The sequence below is a fragment of the Streptomyces sp. NPDC005402 genome (assembly GCF_040606575.1).
Classification (GTDB): Bacteria; Actinomycetota; Actinomycetes; order Streptomycetales; family Streptomycetaceae; genus Streptomyces.
The window spans coordinates 101,946-119,200 of sequence record NZ_JBEXFB010000024.1; the positions used below are offsets into that span (position 1 = coordinate 101,946).

The following is a 17,255-nucleotide window of genomic DNA, read 5'->3' on the forward strand; positions in this document are numbered from 1 at the left end:
AGTTGCCGGATCGCCTCGTCCGGGGCGGCGCGACAGTGATCGTGGTGAGCTGGTGAAGGCCGCTTACGAGGCGAGGTGTGCCGACTGCCAGTGCGGCCGGTTGACGGGTAGCACTCCGCTGGCTCCACGCCTCCCGGAGGGTCGACGACCGCATGGTGACCCCGGCCAGCCGGCTCCGTTCGCACGAGGAGTCACGTCGCCGCGCAGCGACTTGGGGACCGTGAACCGCTACAGCATCCGTTCGTCGACCAGGCGCGAGCCGCTGCCGGCATGCGATGGCTGAGAAGGCATCAGCCCAGGGGCGGGACCCTGGGCTGACACTTCGCCGGGCCGCGTGCGCGCGGCCACTGTGATCTGCTTCCGCCCCGGCGACCGCGCGTAACCGTCCTACCGGCTGCGCCACCGGGTTCCGGCCGGCGTCCGGTTGTCACTGGGCGTCGCGGAGCCCTTCCATGATGATGCCCGTGCCCTCGGCGCTGACGAAGCGCATCTGCTTCAGAGGCTCGTAGTCCGAGGATTCGTACCACGCCTTGGCCTGCTCGAACGAAGGGAACTCGATCATCACGAGGTGCGAAGGACTCCAGTCGCCCTCGACGACCGACGGATTCCCCCCCAGGACCCGGTACCTTCCGCCGAACTTCGCTATCGTGGCGGGTACCAGATCCTTGTATTTTTCCAGCTTTTCGTTGTCGATGATTTTCGTGCCCTCGAAGAGAACGAATGCGCTCACGTCAACACCTCGGTAATGGGAAAGTGCATGCGAGGTGGAATTCCTCGGGATGCACGACGGTCGACCAATTGTTTTTCGGGCGTCGTCGGCTAGGCGCCGTGGTGCGCCCGGGGTCGCAATCCGTGATCGGCAGTGGTTCGCCTCCGTGTGCCCACAGCATTTCCAATCGAACCCAGCAGGAAGGCTGTCGGAACCGAAATGAGGCTGGCGGTGTGCAGCGGGAACCAGGAGAAATCCTGATGGGGAAAGAGCGCGGCTCGTTCACCGGAGAAGACCGGAGAAAAGAACTGAAGGGCGAGCGTGCAGAAAAGCCCTCCGTACAGCATCGACAGCAGCCCGGCTCTGGTGCACCGGCGCCAGTACAGGACGTGCAGCACTGCGGGCAGTATGCAGGAAGCGGCAATCGAGAAGGCGATGTTCGCAAGCCAGCGCAGGTTCACCTCCACCGCCGCGACAGCCAGCATGATGCCGAGGGCACCGACGCCCAGCGCGTCGCCGAGACCTCGTGGGCCTGGTTGACCCTGCCCCCGCCCAGCAGCTTGGCGTACAGATCGTGTGAGATCGTCGTTGCCGCGGCGAGCGTGATTCCCGCCACCACCGCGAGTGTGGTGACGAATGTCCCGCAGGCTACGAGCACGATGAGCAGGGCGCCGCCCGTGGAACTGGACAGACCTCGTACCAACTCCATGATCAAGAGGTCCACCGTGGCGTTTCCGCTGGGGTCGGTGGCGATGATCGTCTCGTTGCCGACCAGAGCGGAGGCTCCCAGGCCCACCACTCCCACGAAGACAGCGAACACGGCGACGACGAAGATGCTGCGACGCACCATGGACTGCGCTCTACCCCCGTCCGACACGGTCGTCAGGTGCATGGTCACATGAGGCATGAACGCCGCCCCGAGAACCGTCGTGAGTACGAGACAGGCGAGGTCCAACCTGCTCAACGATCCATCGGAGTTGGAGAGCCCGAGGCCGGTCCGGAAGATGGCACCCGGTTGACCATTGCTGACGGCGGCTGAACCGAACAGTGTGCCGACGCCCCCGTCCAGGCGCCAGAACACCAGGAAGGCCAGTGTCCCAAGGCCCATGAACAACACGACCGTCTTGACGATCTGCGGGCTACGAGTGCCTCGCATCCCGCCGAAGATGGTGGCGAGGACAATCAGACTGCCGAACAGAACGATAACCGTCTGCTCGGCTCCCGTTCCGGACAGTCCGAGGAAGCGGGCGATGCTGACCCCACCCCCGACGAGTGTCAGGATCAGCAAAGGGAGGACGGCGCACAGAGTCACGACGGCTCCGGCGAGTCTCACCGCGGGCCCAGGAGCACGCTCGACGAGTAGATCGCCGAGCGTGTAGCGCAACCGCCCGCGCAACCGAGCCGTCAGCAGCAGAAGGACGAGCAGGGACATCACGCTGCACAGCGCGACGAACAAGCCGTCGTACCCCGAGAACGCGACGAAGCCTCCAACAGCCACGACCATGTCGGCGGAGACGAGCGCGCCGGCGATGGCGAGCGCCCCACCCAGCGCCCCACCTCTGCGCCCGGCCGTGTAGAAGCCGTCGACGTCGTTGCCCTCCGGGCCGATGAAGACACCCATGAACAGGATCGCCACGATGAATACCAGAAACACCACCAGGACGAGTCCACGGGTGTCGCTGTTCGTCGGTGAGACCGCGAGCAGGACGTCCGGTCTCATGTCCGCCTCTGCGTAGTGAGGGTGAGGCGGTGCCCGGTGGGACGGTCGTACCGGACCGCTGCGGCGAGCAGGAGAAGTACCTGCGCCGCCAGCAGGACGAGGCCGATGGTCACTTCGCCGAGGACACGAGTGCCCACGAAGCCCGGTGCCGTGAGGATGAGCAGCAGTTGTGCTGTGAGGAGGGCCCCGCTTCCCATGACGAGGGACACGCCCGGACGACGGGAGTGCTGCCGGTGACCGCCGAGCGGACCAGGCCCCGGTTGGGCGATCCCGGCCTGTTCTTGCTGATCCATCTGTAGCGATCCTCTGTGCGCTGGATCCTGGTCCAGCCCGTGTTGTTCCGTCTGGCGAGACGCACCGGACAGTTCTCGGTAGGGGAAGAGCGACCGACGTACCGCCGTTTTCATCGTTTTCCGCCGTCGACATCGAGGGTGATGCCGGTGGTGAAGGTGTTCTCCATCAGATAGAGAACGGAGTGGGCGAGTTCCTCGGCCGTTCCGGGGCGGCCGGCCGGGAGTTGGGCGGAGACCGCCTCGCGGAAGGCGCGGTGTTCGTCGGTGCTCATACGATGCGCATGAGTGTCCACGGGGCCGGGCGCGATGGCGTTGACGCGCAGCGGTGCGAGTTCGATGGCGAGAGACTTGACGGTGGCCTCGACAGCGCCGTTGACCGCGGCGAACGCGAAGCAGTTGAGTTCGATCTTCCGGTAGAGATATCCGGACGTCAGGGTGATCGAGCCTGTCTCCTTCGGTATGTGCGGAAGCGCGGCCATGACACACCGGTACTGCCCCCACCACTTGGTCTCGAAGAAGTCCCGAACCTGTTCTTCGCTCAGTTCGGTGAACGGGGCCATGGTGATTCCCGCTGCCGGAGTGAACAGGTGGTCGATGGTTCCGATCGATCCCATGACGTCGTCGATGGCATCGGAGTCCGTGACATCCAGCACGCGGTAGGAGGCACCGGTGCCGATTTCTTCCGCAGCCTCTTTGATGCGGTCCTCGGTGCGGTCAGTGAGAACGACATGAGCTCCGCGTTCGGCGGCGAGGTACGCGGTGGCCAGCCCGATCCCGGAGCCCGCACCCGTGATCACGACGGTTTTTCCGGACAGATTCCCGTTCAGCATGATTCGCACCCTTCTTACTGTTTGTGGAAAGAGGCCGGCTGCTCACTGAAAGTGTTCCGGCCTCACCCATGGGAATGTCTGGTGCAGCAGTCGGCGCGTCAGGACATGCCTGAGGCGGCCAGGGGGTCGTAGCCCGGCGTACGGAACAGCTCCTGCATCTGCCGGCGGCGCACTCCGATGTTGCTGCCCTCGATGATCGGGTAGGACAGCGCGTCCGCCAGATAGGCCAGGATCGGGAAGTTGTTGTCGTACGCCGAGACACCGACGACCTTGATGAGATCGTTGATCACCTCGACGCCGGTCTCCGACCCGTAGATCTTCGAGTGCAGTGCCAGCTCCACTGCTGCCGGGTGCTGTGACACCACGGCGTCCAGCGCACGCCAGGACAGAAGCCGGACGGCCTCGATCTTGCCCTTGGCGTCAGCGAGTGCATCGGAAACGGCCTGGTGATCGATGATGGGCACGAGGCCCCCGCGCTTCTCGCTGACCGCGAACCGGTAGGCGATGTCGAACGCCTGCCGCATGGCGGCAACGGCGAACGTACCGATGGATGCGCCACTGATGAGGAAGGCGTTGCGGGTCAGCGCCACGCCCTGGCCTTCCTCGCCGAGGAGGTTTTCGCGCGGCACGCGCACGTCCTCGAGCCGGATGCGCGTCGTCAGACACCCCTTGAGACCGGGCAGGTCGTAGTACTCCTCGACCTCGATGTGGCCGGCCAGGTGCTCTCGCTCGGCGACGATCAGCGAGACCCCTCCCGGAGTCCTGCAGACGATCGTCATGACGTCGGGGCCGTCGCCGTCCCAGCCGCACAGGTGCGATGACCACGCTTTGCGTCCGTTGATGACCCACTCGTCGCCATCGAGAACGGCCGTGGTGCGGGTCCCCTCGGCCGGGGCCTCGGCGTCGAAGTTCGCACTGCCCCCGGGCTCGCTGTAGGCCATGGCCGCGACCGGCGAGCCGGATTCGACCAGGAAGGGCGCGACGAACCGCTTGATCTGCTCGGGGGTGCCGACCTCGAACACGGGAGCCAGGGCGATCAGCGGTCCGGCGAAGGAGATCGTGAGGTCGGGGCTGTGACTGGCCCACTCCTCGATGAAGATCGCGGCGTCGATGCCGCTGGTGGCTCCGCCGCCGAAGGGAACGGGGATCAGACTTCTGAGGAAGCCTGCTGCGACGGCCTTCTCGAAGACCGGCCGCATCAGGAGGGCACGGGTCAGCGGGTCGGGCTCCGCGTTCACCCGCGCGGTGAGGTCGGCCAGGTGATCCTCGCCGAACCTGCGAGCGGTGGCCTTAATCTGCTCGTGCTCTGGGGAGAGCAGGAAGGAAACGGTCATGGTGTGACTCCTCGCTGAGGTCGAGGCTGCCCCTGAGGTGGATTGATCGGACGTTGGCCGTGAGCGGGTTCTGTCTGTGTGCGGTCAGCCTCATGGTTGGTGGGGTCCGCGACCAGTCAGGGAGTGCACGGTGAAGTCGCACAGCGTGCACAGAGGCGCCAGATGCCCTTCAGACGGCGTCCTGCTCGGCCCAGATGGTCTTGCCATGGTGGGAATGGCGTGTGCCCCACCGCTGGGTGAGCTGGGCGACGAGAAGAAGGCCGCGGCCGCCCTCGTCGAAGACGCGGGCCAGACGCAGGTGTGGTGTGGTGCTGCTGGCGTCGGAGGCCGACCGCCGGTCGCCCCAGCACCTCCTCCTGCCGATAGCCGAGCAGTTGCTCGGCTCCCTCGCTCCACCTGGTGATGACACCGCGCCCGCTGAGGGTTGCTGCGGCGGCGTATGCCTCATCAGCGGGCGCTGGTTGCTAAAGGCCACTAATCGTGAAATCTTACCAAGGTTCATTTATCTCTCCTTTGGTAGATTCCTCCAGTCGCCCGTCGTGGGCTGGAGACGGGCCCTTCCTCGGCGACTTCCAGACGGTGCGAGGGACGGCCCTGCGAGCCGGCCGCCGCGCCGGGGCGCCGCCGGGGATTCGCGTCCGAGGCCTATCGGGCGATCCCTGGGGAAAAGCTGAAGCTACGGTGAACATGCAACTTCGACAGGTGGAGCGCGTCCATGCAAACCGTCCTGACTACCGACCAAGTTTCCCCGGGTGAGCGCTTCGACTTCTGGTCCGACGAAATATCCCGCGCGATGCCCGTCTCTCTCGCCGCCCACCCGGGTGCGGCAGGCCCCTTCCACGCCAAGGCCATCAGCAGCCAGGTCGGCGCTCTGCAGCTCAGTTCCATGAGCGCGGCACCTCTGCGGGTGCGGCGAACGGCGGCGCTGGCGGCAAGGCGTCAGGAGGACTTCTACAAAATCAACCTGCAGCTTTCAGGCACCGGACTCGTCGAACAGGATGGCTCCCACGGCCGGCTGGGCCCGGGTGACCTGGCCATCTGCGACACCTCGCGCCCGTACTCGTTCACGTATGAGTGCGATTTCCGTGCCCTGCTGGTGCTTCTGCCGCGCCCGATGATCCCTCTGCGACCGGACATCCTGCGCGGACTGACGGGGCAGCGCATCGCGGCCAGGGAGGGCCTCGGGGCGATCGTCTCCCCTTTCCTGAGTTCACTTGGCGAGCAGGGTGCGAAGTGTGACGGCCCCGCGACGGCGCGTCTGGTCGACGGAGCCGTCTCCCTGGTGACCGCGCTGATGTTCGAGCGGCTTGATGTCGCGGCGCCGACGCCCCACCAGGCGATGACGCTCCGTATCCGTGACTACATCGAGCGTGGCCTCTCCGACCCCGATCTCTCGCCGGATGTCATCGCCGAGGCGCATGGCATCTCACGGCGTTACCTGTTCAAGCTGTTCGCGGCGGAGCAGACGACGGTCGCCGGCTGGATTCGCGCCCGGCGTCTGGTGCACTGTGCACGCGAGCTGGCCGAACCGGCGACCAAGGACCAGCCCATCGCCATGATCGCCGCGCGGTGGGGGCTCCTCGACGGCCGTCACTTCGCGCGCGTTTTCAAGGCGGCGTACGGCCACACGCCCCGCGAATACCGTCGGCAGGCGCTCCTGGGGCATGTGCCGGCACCGATGCCTGTGGTCATCGGTGACCGGCTTTCCGCTGGAGAGTGAACTGCCTGCCTTGGTACGCCCCTCCGTGACGGCTCGCCCGTTCCCGTGGGACGTGGCAGTCATACGGCGCCGACGCCGTCCACAGCGGTATCGCCGGCCGAGGTCCCCTGCGACGCCGCATGTGTGCCCAGCTCACTCGCGTGCGGTGCACCCATTGGCGACAGCCCGTGCACCCGGTGCGACATGATGCGTCGAGACCCGCCCTAGCGTTTTCAACATGTCTACGCACAATGACTCGGCGGCCGCAGCCACAGCTCGGGCGGTGGAGTGCCTGACCCGCTATCTGCGGCTGTGTGACCTGCCCGCCCCGGAGAAGCCCGACGCCGTGCTCGCCGAGCTGGCTCAGCTGTTCACCGAGGACGCTGTATGGGAAGGAATCGGCGGCCATTACGCCGAAAAATTTGGCCGCAGTGAGGGCAGGACGGACGTCATCCGGATGCTGGCCGGTTATCTCCCGCCGCACGACCACTTCGCTGCCAACGTCCATCTGCTGCTTCCCGGGACAACCGAATGCGACGGGTCCGTCGTCAGGGGGAACTGGCTCATGCAGCAGCTGGCCCGTTACGCGGACGGCAGCAGTGAGATCATCGTCGCCCGCCTCGACGTTGTTTTCCGAACGGGCCGGGCTCAGGCGCAGATCTCCGAGTTTCGCACCGAGCGGCTGTTCAGTGCTCCGCTCGGCGGCGAGTCCATGACACGAGGAACACGCTGAGCGAGGAGCTATGACCGGTATGGCAGAGGCTACCCACGGTACGGACGGGGCGGCGCACTCTCTTTTGCTCACCTGTTATGCCGACACCCACGGCTACGGCTGGCACCACGTGGATCTGTTCATGCACGACAATGCCGGCAACGAGGTCAATTGGGTGCACTGGCAGGTCGAGGAGGACGGCCCCGACGGTGCTGACGCCGCGACCGCGAAGGCCGAGCCCAAGCTTCGCCGCACATCCGAGTGGCAGCGTGGTATCAGTGCCGACGGCAGCGAGTACTGGACCGCGCGGGCGGCCTGGAGTCAGTGAGACGACCGTGACCGCATGGGCAGCCGAGAACGCCGGGGCGGCGCAGACCGACGAGCGTGGAATCGCCTACGTCCTGGACGACGACGAGCAGTTGTGCGCCTCGTTGGCATGGCTGCTGGACTCGGTGAACATCCGGGCGGAGTGCTTCACCGACGCCGCCTCGTTCCTCGCCGCCTTCGACCGGGAACGTCCCGCCTGTCTCATCCTGGACGTACGGATGCCGGAGGTCGGCGGGTTTCAGGTGCAGGAGATCCTCAACTCCTCGGGGATCCCGCTCCCCGTGATCTTCGTCTCCGCGCACGGTGACATCCGGATGTCGGTACGGGCGCTGCAGCAGGGTGCGGTCGACTTTCTGGAGAAGCCGTACGATCCCCAGCACATGCTCGAAGTGGTGCAGCGTGCCCTCGGCACCGCACGCGAACGTCATGCCGAGCTTGCCGGGCGGCGCGCGTTGGAAGACCGTCTCGCTGTCCTGACCCCCCGTGAACGGGAGATACTCCGACTGGTCGTCGTCGGCGTCCCCAGTAAGGCCATTGCGGGCCGGCTCGGGATCAGTCTGAAGACCGTCGACACACACCGGGCGCGTATCCGGGAGAAGACCGGAGCCGAGACCCTGGGCGCGTTGGTGGGGGACATACTCCGTTCCGGCGTGCGGCTGCCCGAGATGTGACCGCGAACCGCTCGTGTGCCGAAGGACATCCCATGCCTGACATCACGCTCGCCGACTGCGGACGGCTCTTCGCCGCGCTCCATTACTGCGTTCTGGTGCATGACGCAGACACGAAGGAGATCCTCTGGGCCAATCAGGCGGCCTGTGACGTCCTCGGCTTCACCCTTGACGAGATGAAGCCGCTGAAGGCGCCCGACATGAGTTCCAACGCCCGTCAGTACGCGCGCGAGATCGGCGTCAGCTGGCTGCAGCGAGCCGTCGACGAGGGCACCAGCGCCATCGAATGGTGCTACCGGTCCAAGTCCGGCGTGGATATCCTCACCGAAGCCATCGCCGCCCGAGTGGACCTGGAAGCAGGTCCGGTGGTGATGGTGCAGTTCCGGGACATCGCGGAGGAGAAGGCCACCCGGCGCGATCTGTTCCGCACGGAGGGGCGGCTGCAGGCCTTCCTGCGAAACCTCGACGAGGGCATCGTCGTGCTCGACGACAACGGGCGCATACTGTTCGCCAGCGAGTCCGCGGGTGCGCTGCTCAGCACCGATGCCGGCGCTCTCCTGGGTGAGACCTTCACGCGTTTCCTCGATCCGGAATCAGCAGAGGTGCTGCGCGCAGTCCTCGACACCACCTCGCAGAGTGGGCTACCGAGCAACCGGCGATTTCGGCTGAGTACTTCCGGTGAAGACAGCCGTTGGTTCGCGGTGCGATGCCAGCACATCGACATCGAGAACGATCTCCGCGGCCGGCTTCTGCTCTTCCACGACATCACGGACCGCGTCCGTGCGGAGGAGGAGCATCGGCGAGATGCCCAGTATCTCAACCATCTGGCCAGGTACAACGCCATGGGAGACATGGCGATGGCAATCGCCCACGAGGTGAGCCAACCAATCGCCGCCGCACACAACTTCGTGGCAGGCGTACGAAGGCGGCTGGACGCAGGCAGGACGGAACGCGAACCCCTGAGCTGGGGGCTGAAGAACGCCACCCTGCAGATCGACCGGGCGGCACAGATCATGTCGAGTCTGCGGCACTACGTCGTACGTCTCGAACAGTCGGAACAGGCCGCCGACCTCAACGACATCGTCGCCGACTGCGCCTACTTCGTCGACATACGAGCCCGGGAGAACGGCGTCGCCCTGCGCTGGGAGCCCACGTCCGAACCCCTCCCCGTACGGTGCGAGAAGGTTCTCATCGGACAGGTGGTGATGAACCTTGCCTTCAACGCCGTGGAGGAAATGGCCCGGTGGCCGGCCGAAACGCGGACGGTGACCGTGGCGACGCGCCGGAGCGGCGCATACGCCGAAGTCATGGTGCGTGACAACGGGGAGGGCCTGCAGGCCTTTCCGTCGGGGCAGATCTTCGACGGCGCCTTCAGCTCGAAGGACAGCGGCAACGGTATCGGCCTGGCCCTCAGCCACCGCATCATTACCCGTCATGGTGGCAGAATTCACGCGGTCGAGAACCTGCCCCGAGGTGCCGTGTTCAGTTTCAGGCTGCCCCTCATCGTCGGAGAAACGGCAGATCGTTCCCACAGCACCGGTCACACGTAGGGGAAATCCCCTACGCGGTTCATCGAAATCCCAATTTTCGCCCGCCGCTCCGCAGCATAGCCTTAGAGGAAGGCGGGAGGAGGAACCGCTCGGCAATGCGAGGAGAATTTCTTATGACGCAGACGCTGGATTCTCGGGGTTCACCCGGAGCCGGGTCGCCGTACCGGTCGAATTTCGACCACGTACTTGCGGTGGTGGCGGAGCGGCGCGCCGAATTCGAGGAGAAGCGGCATGTTCCGCGGGATGTGATCGCCGATTTCAAGAAGGCGGGGATCTACCGGGTCGGCACTCCGAAGCGATTCGGTGGGGATGCGTTGCCACCGGCCGAATTCCTCCGGATCATCGAGCGGATATCGATGGTCGACGGATCGGCCGGCTGGGTCGCCAGCTTCGGCTCGTCCCTGATCTATCTGGCGGCACTGCCCCTGGAGAGCCAGGCCCAGTTGTACGCCGACGGGCCTGACCTGACCTTCGCCGGCGGTCTGTTCCCCACGCAGCCCGCCGAACTCGTCGAGGGCGGGTACCGGGTCTCGGGTCGCTGGAAGTTCGCGAGCGGCTGCAAGGGCGCGGATGTCCTCGGCGTGGGCATCAAGGCCGACGGGGAGAAGCCCGGCCCGCCGTTGACCGCCGTGCTGCGACCCCAGCAGGTGCAGATCGCCGAGAACTGGGACGTCATCGGAATGCGGGGAACCGGCAGCCACGACCTGGTGGTCGACGGCGTCGTAGTGCCCGAGGAGTGGACGTTCGTCCGCGGCAGCGAGCCCACCGTCGACGAACCCCTTTACCGCTACCCGGCCGTCCCGTACGCCGCGCAGAGCCTGGCCGTCGTCGGCCTCGGCATCGCCCGAGCCGCCCTCGACCTGGCCATCGCCAACGGCGGCCGCACCGGCTACACCGGTGCCCCCAAGCCCGCCGAGCGCGCCACCTACCGCATCGCGGTCGGACAGGCCGAGGCCCAACTCCGCTCCGTACGCGCCTTCTTCTACGAGACCACCGAAGAGGTCTGGGCGACGGTCGAAGCGGGGAATCCCGCGACCGCTGGCCAGGCCAGCCTGCTGAGGCTGGCCTCCGCCCACCTCGCCAAGACCTCCTTCGAGGTCGTCCGGGCCGCATACCAACTCAGCGGCATCCCCGCCATCGCCGACGGTCATCCCATGCAGCGTTACCTGCGCGACGCGTCGGTCGTCCCGCAGCACGCCTTCCTCCAGGAGGGCATGTACGACGGCGCCGGCGCCGTCCTCATGGGTGCCCAGCCCTTCCCCGGCTACCTCTAGCCGCTCCTTCCCACGGCGTTCGCCACCAACGACTTCGCCACCAACGACAACGAAGGACTCTCCATGTCCCAGACTGCTTCCGCGCCCTTGCGAGTGCTCTTCTGCATCGGCGTCAACCAGAACTTCTTCGACTTGCCCACGGGGCAGACCGGTATGACCACGGGGCAGGACGGCATGGCCTGGGAAGGCTTCATCACCATGCTGACTGAACTGTCCCAGCTGCCCGGCGTCACCGTCCTCGGCACCATTGACGACGATCAGAGCGTGGTCGGCCCTGCCTACACCTGGCCGTGGACCTGTTACATCCTGGCCGAGGTGCCCGACCACCAGACGGTCGCGGCGGCCTGCAACCTCCTCCGCACCATCCAGGTCGGTGAGAGCGGCCTTTGGCGGTACATGAAGATCGAAGCCCGCGTCGGCCGCCCGCTGCCCGAACCGTGGACCAACGCGTCCGCTTCCGAAAAGAAGCCTTCATGACCACGACCCCCGACATCGACTCCCTCGCCCAGGACGACCGGGTGTCGTCCGCCCTCTACACCGATCCGGCGCTGTTCGACCTGGAGATGGACCGCATCTTCCACCAGACGTGGGTGTGGGTCGCGCACGAGAGCGAACTGCCCACGGCGGGCGACTTCCGGACGGCGTACGTCGGCCGACAGCCCGTGATCGTCACCCGCGACCGCCGTGGCGGGATCAACGTTCTGGTCAACCGCTGCCGGCACCGCGGCGCCAGCCTGTGCGAGGTGCCCAAGGGTAACGGCAACGGCTTCACCTGCCCTTACCACGCCTGGTCGTACGCGCTGGACGGCAAGCTGCGCGGCATCCCCTACCCGGACGGCTACGAGGACGTCCTGGAGAAGAAGGACCTCGGTCTACGGCGCCTCAAGGTCGGCGTCTACGCAGGCATGGTCTTCGCGAGCTTCAACGAGGACATCGAGCCCCTGGAGGACTTCCTCGGTGGGGCGCGGCTGTGGATCGACCGGTTCATGAAGCAGGGTGCCGGCTACCCGATCAAGGTGCAGGGCGAGCACCGGTTCCGCTTCCGGGGCAACTGGAAGATTCAGCTGGAGAACACCACCGACGGCTACCACTTCCCGATCGTGCACCGTTCCTGGATGGCCTCGGTGGACGCAGAGACGGCGAACATGCTGTCCTTCATGACCGACGAGAAGGCGGTCACCCACGCCCTGGGCAACGGCCACAGCGTCGCGGTGATGGTCCCCGAGCACGTCGACCTCGACGAGGACGACGGAACGGAGCAACTCCAGGCGCGCTTCGGACACATCATCGAGGAGCTGTCCCACGAGTTCGACCCTGACCGGGTCCGGCGCATCGTCCGGTCCCTTCACGGTGCCGGATTCAACCTCAATCTGTTCCCGAACGTCGCGATGTCGATGTCGTTCTTCCGCGTCCTGCGGCCGGTGTCCGTCACGGAGACCGAGATCCGGCACGTGGCCCTGGGCCTGGACGGCGGCCCGGAGATCGTCAACCGCGAACGCCTGCGCATCCAGGAGCACTTCCAGGGTCCCTTCGGCTTCGGCAGCCCCGACGACTCCGAGGCCTGGGACCGGGTGCAGCGCGGCGTCACAGGCGGCCCCAGCACACCGATCCTGGTCAATCGTGGCCTCGCCCGCGAGAAGCCCAACGACCTGGGACAGCCCACATCCCACACGACCGACGAGACCGGCATGCGGCAGGCCTACGCGATGTGGAAGAGGATGATGACCGATGGCAAGTGAAGCCCCAGGCACGGCCGCCCTGGACACCGCACTTTTCCTCGACGATCCGCGCGCCCTGGCCGCGGTGTCGCTGATCTGGCGAGAGGCCCACCTGCTGGACGCCCGCCGCTACGAGGAATGGGACGGACTGTGGGCCGAGGGCGGCGAGTACATCGTCCCCATCGACCGGGAGGCGACCGACTACGCCGCCCACCTCAACCTGGTCTACGACGACGACCGGATGCGACGGATGCGCATCGAGCGCCTCACCAGCGGTTTCTCCATCTCGGCGGCTGCTGCGGCCCGCACGGTCCGCTCGGTGTCCCGGTTCGTGGTCTCCGGGCACGAGGAGGATGCGATCGAGGTGTGCTCGGCACAGATCCTGGTCGGCTACAAGCGTGACGAGACCTTCGTCCTGGCCACCGACGTCACCCACCGCATCGTCTTCGGCGCGGACGGCCCCCGCATCTCCCGGAAGATCGTACGGCTGGTCAACTCCGATGAGGCGGTTACGGCATCGGGGTTCCTGCTGTGAGCCCGCAGGGAACCGCGGAGACCTGGGAGGACGACGCCCACCATGTCGCCCTCGTCACCGGCGCGGCGCGCGGCTTGGGCGCCTGCATCGCTGCCCGTCTGTACGACCGGGGCTATCGCGTGGCGCTGACCGACTTGGACGAGGAGGCCGCCGTGAAGACGGCGGCGGAGCTCGACCCGGAGGGCCGCAACGCCATCGGGCTCGCCCTGGACGTACGGGACAAGGACGCCTTCCTACGGGTCCGCGACCAGCTCGTCGACCGGTGGGACGCCGTCAGCGTCCTCGTGAACAACGCGGGGTACTACACGACCGAGTCGCTGATGGACATCACTGCCGACGACTTCACCTCGGTGGTGTCGACCAACCTCAACGGCACCTTCTTCGGCTGCCAGGTCTTCGGCGCCTACTTCGCCACACGCGGCTACGGACGCATCGTCAACATCGCCTCGCTGGCCGGTCAGAACGGCGGCACAGCGACCGGTGCGCACTACGCGGCGGCAAAGGGCGCGGTGGCCACCCTGACCAAGGTGTTCGCCCGCGAACTCGGTCCGCAGGGGGTGACGGTCAACGCCGTCTCCCCGGGGCCGCAGGACCTGCCCGTGGTCCGCCAAATGCTTGCCCCCGACAAGCTCGCCCAGATCGAGGCATCGATTCCCATGGGCCGGCTCGGCCGCCCCCAGTTCATCGCCGACATGGTCGTACTGCTGGCCGCCGAGCACGCGGACGCGGTCACCGGAGCGTGCTGGGACGCCAACGGCGGCCTGTACATGCGCTGACAGCCCCTCTTCAGCACCACCCACGAACGCGAAGGCAGACGGATGCTCACTGTCACCGTCACCGAGACCGTCCGGGAAACCGACGCGGTCAAGGTATTCCGGCTCGCCCGTTCCGACGGCGCCGCCCTCGCCCGTTACCCGGCCGGCGCGCACATCGACGTGACCGGGCCCACCGGGATCACCCGCCCCTACTCGCTCTGCGGGCCGCCGGACGACACCGGCAGCTACACCATCGCGGTCAAGCGAGAGGAGAAGTCGCGCGGTGGCTCGCAGGCCCTGCACGACAAGGTCGAACCCGGTACGGAGCTGACCATCGGTGAACCCCGGCAGCTTTTCGGCATAGCCCCGATCGCAGTCGAACACCACCTCGTAGGGGCGGGCATCGGCATCACTCCGCTGCTGGCGATGGCGTACGAACTGCATCGGCTGGGCGCGGAGTTCCGGCTGCACTATGTCGCGCGGAGCCGGGACGAGGCGGCCTTCGCGGGACTGCTCGAGAACTCCGCGTTCGCCGATCGGGTGGACTTCCACTTCGGGCGTGGCCGCGAGACGGTGGCCCGCGAACTCGCCGGAGAACTGGCGGAGCTACCGGCGGCCGCGCATGTGTACACATGCGGCCCACAGGGCTTCATGGAACAGGTCGCCGTGCTCGCGACCCGCGCCGTGCCGGCGGATCAGGTCCACTCCGAGTTGTTCCAGGCGGGCGAGCAGCCGGATGCCGCACCCTGCGAAATCTTCGAGGTCGAACTGGACACCGGTGAGGTGTACACCGTGCCCCCCGGCAAGAGCATCGCCGACGTGCTGGAGGAGAACGGCGTTCCCCTTGACACCTCCTGCCGCGAAGGCATCTGCGGAACCTGTGTTCTGCGGGTCATCGAGGGCGAACCGGACCATCGCGACCACTGTCTGTCGGCCAAGGAGAAGGCGGCCGGAGACCAGATCGCCGCCTGCGTCTCACGATCCAGGTCTCCTCGTCTCGTGGTGGAGCTGTGGTGAGCAGTGAGCAGGCCCGTCCGGCACATTGGCGGCACCGCAGATCGGCGCTGAGAGGAACAGATCACCGTGAACACGAATGAAGTCCAGCAGAGTCCCTCGCAGGCCGAGTTCCGGGAGGCGATGGCTCACCTCCCGACGGCCGTCAACATCCTGACGACGGACGGCCCCAACGGTCGCTGTGGCATCACCGTCAGTGCGGTGTGCTCGGTGACCGACGATCCGCCGACCGTACTCGTCTGTGTGAACCGCAAGAGCGCCATGCACGACGTCTTCCGTGCCAACGGCAGAGTGTGCGTCAACGTCCTCGGCGGTGATCAGCAGGAGTTGGCCATGCACTTTGCCGGAGCCACGAAGATATCCATGGAGGAGCGGTTCACCTGGGACGTCTGGGACCGCACCAAGGACGTGCCGGTGCTCAAGAACGCCCTGGTGACCGCGGTCGGCACCATCAAGGACACCATGCCCATGGGCTCCCACACCGTGCTCTTCGTCAACATCGACCAGATCAACACCCGGTCGGGGGGGCAAAGCCTCGTCTACTTCAACCGTAGCTTCCACCGCTTGGACTCGGCGCCGCCCGTGCCCTGTTGAGCACTTGGGCTCCAACCCTCTAACGAAAGCAGCTTGGAGTGTCCTCTCTCATATCCGTTGACCACGCCCCGTCAGATGCCGTTTCCAGAGCCCTCCGAAAGGTGCAGGAGACCGAAGCGACCATCCATGCCTGGACTCTGGTGGACGCGCAGAGCGCTCGCACGGCGGCCGAGCGTGTGGTCGACGGTCCGCTGCGCGGTGTGCCGTTCGGTGTCAAGGACCTTATCGACGTCGCAGGGCTGCCCACCGAATGCGGCTCGTCACTGCGCCGCGGACGGATAGCCCAGACCGATGCCTGGCTGGTGGACCGCCTGCGCGGGGCGGGCGCCGTGCCTCTGGGAAAGACGGTCACCACCGAGTTCGGCTACTTCCACCCCGGACCCACCCGCAACCCGCACAACCCGGCCCACACCCCAGGCGGCTCATCCAGCGGATCGGCTGCTGCCGTGGCGGCGGGGGTGGTGCCCTTCGCGCTGGGCTCGCAGACAGCCGGCTCCCTGACCAGACCCGCCTCCTTCTGCGGTGTCGCCGGGTACGTCCCCCCCGTCGGCGCTTGGTTCACGCGAGGCATCAGCGGACTGAGCCCGAGCCTGGACGCGCCGGGAGTGCTTGCCCCAGGAGTCGCCGATCTGGCGGTAGTGGTCAAGGCCGTCGACGGCACCACGGCCGGCGTCCCGGAATCCATCCGGGTGTTGGTGTGGCCAGGTACCGAACTGGCCGATATCGAACCGGCGATGCTCGACCTGCTCAACCGTACCGGCCAGGCACTGGCGTCAGCCGGGGCGCAGACCGACGACCTCGGAGGCCAGGGCCACACCCCCGAACTCGCCGATACCCACGCCACCGTCATGGCCTATGAGGCAGCGCGTTCCCTGGCCGCGGAAGCAGAGCATCCCCAGGCGCTGAGCAAGCCCCTGCGCGCACTCCTGGAACGCGGACGAACGACTCCGGATGCCGACTACCGGGCAGCGCTGGGCACTGCTCGTACTGCTCGTGAGCGCATCCTCGATCTACTCACCCGAGTCGACGTGATTCTCGGCCCGGCCGCCATCGGCCCTGCTCCGCGAGGGCTGGAGCGCACCGGAGACCCCGTACTCAGCCGCCCCTGGCAGTTGCTCGGCCTGCCCGTCGTCACCGTCCCCGGGCACCGGGACCCTCAAGGCATGCCCCTCGGTCTCCAGCTCATCGGCCACCCGGAACAGGTGGGACGCCTTCTCGGCATCGCGGAACACGTGGAGAACCTCATCCGCGGGGCCGTGTGAATTCAACGCCTCAGTCTCACGTTCGGTGGTGACGGAGGGTGGGCCATCCCGGCTTCCGGCGGTTCCTGGAAGCCGCCCAGCTCTTGTCGGTGGGACCAGGAGCCAAGGGCGGACGGCTCTCCGACCGGGTCGGCGTCCGTCTTCCTTCCGTGGACGAGTTCGACAGCGCGGAGCCCCACAGGCAGCGGCGGATGCTCGCCCACCGCAGCATCCGCAAGCCCGATGACGTCGCCTACCACGCTGCAATCCACACCGAACCCG

General features: G+C 66.7%; 17 protein-coding genes and 3 pseudogenes. 14 read left to right on the forward strand and 6 right to left on the reverse strand.

Going from position 1 to position 17,255, the window contains the following annotated elements:
• Nucleotides 1-427: 427 nt before the first annotated feature.
• Together ABZT02_RS36140 and ABZT02_RS36145 are read right to left on the reverse strand one after the other, a co-directional pair.
• On the reverse strand, nt 428-730 hold the full coding sequence (locus ABZT02_RS36140) for a DUF1330 domain-containing protein (RefSeq protein ID WP_356025345.1): 303 nt from the start codon (nt 728-730) through the stop codon (nt 428-430).
• An 89-nt stretch (nt 731-819) separates the two neighbouring features.
• Nucleotides 820-2,429, reverse strand: a pseudogene (locus ABZT02_RS36145) (cation acetate symporter).
• Nucleotides 2,430-2,458: 29 nt separating this feature from the next.
• Here ABZT02_RS36145 and ABZT02_RS36150 point away from each other — a divergent pair.
• Complete coding sequence (locus tag ABZT02_RS36150) at nt 2,459-2,728, forward strand: hypothetical protein (RefSeq protein ID WP_356025347.1); 270 nt, start codon at nt 2,459-2,461, stop codon at nt 2,726-2,728.
• A gap of 104 nt (nt 2,729-2,832) precedes the next feature.
• Here ABZT02_RS36150 and ABZT02_RS36155 read toward each other — a convergent pair whose 3' ends face one another.
• The 4 genes and pseudogenes from ABZT02_RS36155 to ABZT02_RS36170 all read right to left on the reverse strand — a co-directional run.
• Nucleotides 2,833-3,552: an SDR family oxidoreductase gene (locus tag ABZT02_RS36155; protein WP_356025349.1), complete on the reverse strand. Its 720-nt coding sequence runs from the start codon at nt 3,550-3,552 to the stop codon at nt 2,833-2,835.
• Nucleotides 3,553-3,650: 98 nt separating this feature from the next.
• Entirely contained in the window at nt 3,651-4,886 is a 1,236-nt protein-coding gene (locus ABZT02_RS36160; protein ID WP_356025351.1) for an acyl-CoA dehydrogenase family protein, read from the reverse strand.
• Between the two features lie 169 nt (nt 4,887-5,055).
• Nucleotides 5,056-5,211: pseudogene (locus tag ABZT02_RS36165) on the reverse strand (ATP-binding protein); the annotation flags it as partial.
• Nucleotides 5,212-5,224: 13 nt separating this feature from the next.
• A pseudogene (locus tag ABZT02_RS36170) lies at nt 5,225-5,311 on the reverse strand (PAS domain-containing protein); the annotation flags it as partial.
• A 290-nt stretch (nt 5,312-5,601) separates the two neighbouring features.
• Between ABZT02_RS36170 and ABZT02_RS36175 the strand changes: the two are divergent.
• From ABZT02_RS36175 to ABZT02_RS36235, 13 genes are all read left to right on the forward strand, one after another.
• Nucleotides 5,602-6,606 (forward strand): helix-turn-helix domain-containing protein, encoded by a 1,005-nt coding sequence (locus ABZT02_RS36175; protein WP_356025353.1) that lies wholly within the window; start codon nt 5,602-5,604, stop codon nt 6,604-6,606.
• 217 nt (nt 6,607-6,823) lie between these two features.
• Entirely contained in the window at nt 6,824-7,318 is a 495-nt protein-coding gene (locus ABZT02_RS36180; protein ID WP_356025355.1) for a nuclear transport factor 2 family protein, read from the forward strand.
• Between the two features lie 19 nt (nt 7,319-7,337).
• A complete protein-coding gene (locus ABZT02_RS36185) occupies nt 7,338-7,625 on the forward strand; it encodes a hypothetical protein (protein ID WP_356025357.1) in 288 nt (95 codons plus the stop codon).
• A gap of 7 nt (nt 7,626-7,632) precedes the next feature.
• The gene (locus ABZT02_RS36190; RefSeq protein ID WP_356025359.1) at nt 7,633-8,295 is read left to right on the forward strand and encodes a response regulator; all 663 of its coding nucleotides are present in this window, start codon (nt 7,633-7,635) and stop codon (nt 8,293-8,295) included.
• A gap of 32 nt (nt 8,296-8,327) precedes the next feature.
• Entirely contained in the window at nt 8,328-9,842 is a 1,515-nt protein-coding gene (locus ABZT02_RS36195) for a PAS domain-containing protein (protein ID WP_356025361.1), read from the forward strand.
• A gap of 113 nt (nt 9,843-9,955) precedes the next feature.
• On the forward strand, nt 9,956-11,116 hold the full coding sequence (locus tag ABZT02_RS36200) for an acyl-CoA dehydrogenase family protein (protein ID WP_356025363.1): 1,161 nt from the start codon (nt 9,956-9,958) through the stop codon (nt 11,114-11,116).
• A gap of 93 nt (nt 11,117-11,209) precedes the next feature.
• Nucleotides 11,210-11,593, forward strand: a complete 384-nt coding sequence (locus ABZT02_RS36205) for a hypothetical protein (RefSeq protein ID WP_356025407.1) — start codon at nt 11,210-11,212, stop codon at nt 11,591-11,593.
• Complete coding sequence (locus ABZT02_RS36210; RefSeq protein WP_356025365.1) at nt 11,590-12,855, forward strand: aromatic ring-hydroxylating dioxygenase subunit alpha; 1,266 nt, start codon at nt 11,590-11,592, stop codon at nt 12,853-12,855. The genes ABZT02_RS36205 and ABZT02_RS36210 overlap by 4 nt, the downstream gene beginning before the upstream one ends.
• Nucleotides 12,845-13,369, forward strand: coding sequence for an aromatic-ring-hydroxylating dioxygenase subunit beta (locus ABZT02_RS36215; protein ID WP_356025367.1), 525 nt, complete (start codon nt 12,845-12,847; stop codon nt 13,367-13,369). The genes ABZT02_RS36210 and ABZT02_RS36215 overlap by 11 nt, the downstream gene beginning before the upstream one ends.
• Entirely contained in the window at nt 13,366-14,145 is a 780-nt protein-coding gene (locus tag ABZT02_RS36220) for an SDR family NAD(P)-dependent oxidoreductase (protein WP_356025369.1), read from the forward strand. The genes ABZT02_RS36215 and ABZT02_RS36220 overlap by 4 nt, the downstream gene beginning before the upstream one ends.
• Nucleotides 14,146-14,187: 42 nt before the next feature.
• The gene (locus tag ABZT02_RS36225) at nt 14,188-15,141 is read left to right on the forward strand and encodes a PDR/VanB family oxidoreductase (RefSeq protein WP_356025371.1); all 954 of its coding nucleotides are present in this window, start codon (nt 14,188-14,190) and stop codon (nt 15,139-15,141) included.
• 66 nt (nt 15,142-15,207) lie between these two features.
• The gene (gene hpaC, locus ABZT02_RS36230; protein WP_356025373.1) at nt 15,208-15,732 is read left to right on the forward strand and encodes a 4-hydroxyphenylacetate 3-monooxygenase, reductase component; all 525 of its coding nucleotides are present in this window, start codon (nt 15,208-15,210) and stop codon (nt 15,730-15,732) included.
• A gap of 38 nt (nt 15,733-15,770) precedes the next feature.
• Nucleotides 15,771-16,994 carry an amidase gene (locus ABZT02_RS36235; protein WP_356025375.1) on the forward strand — a complete coding sequence of 408 codons (1,224 nt, stop codon included), beginning with the start codon at nt 15,771-15,773 and terminating at the stop codon, nt 16,992-16,994.
• Nucleotides 16,995-17,255: the final 261 nt, after the last annotated feature.